The following is a 559-nucleotide window of genomic DNA, read 5'->3' as shown; positions in this document are numbered from 1 at the left end:
AGGCGAAGCGCCTCAAGGAGCCATGTCCGGTGTTTCACGCGATAGTGTCCATTAAAAAATGATGGACACTATTTTCCCGGAACCGGAGCCCGCTGCACAGACGGTTTAAATGTGACGCTTACGATTATACCTTATTATGGTTGGTTTATTCTAAAATATTAGTGGCTTACAATTATTTAATCTTCATCCTACTGTGGGCGGGTGTACCTCATATCCCCTCAATGACATACCACATAAAAAATAATCACAATTACCTCATCCCCGTTTCGGGCAACTACATTTTCTCCCCGCTGCTCTATGTCCGCTCGGGGGAGTATTAATCATGCCGGAATTGTGTTTATGAATGGAACAGGATTTTGGGTCAGGGTCAAAGCAGCCCTAAAATACCAAGTCAGTGACTTTATTCATACCTTTCCACAGAATGTTAGTGGCGGTTTGGCTTTGTTGAATAAATGGATTTTATGCTGTGGTACTATGAAAACGGTTGTTTCAGATAACATAAAATCAAGTCGTTACATGCTTGCGTATGACGGTGTTCTGTCTGGCATCAGCGTTTTCT

General features: G+C 42.6%; 1 protein-coding gene. It reads left to right on the top strand.

The window, feature by feature from the left end; translation table 11 throughout:
* Nucleotides 1–339: 339 nt before the first annotated feature.
* Nucleotides 340–559: hypothetical protein (locus F7Q90_RS26980; protein ID WP_151161180.1), on the top strand; the 220-nt coding region annotated here is incomplete at its 3' end.

The organism is Pantoea stewartii subsp. stewartii (assembly GCF_008801695.1).
Taxonomy (GTDB): domain Bacteria; phylum Pseudomonadota; class Gammaproteobacteria; order Enterobacterales; family Enterobacteriaceae; genus Pantoea; species Pantoea stewartii.
The sequence above is the reverse complement of the archived record's forward strand: the minus strand, read 5'-3'. Positions and strand labels throughout refer to the sequence as shown.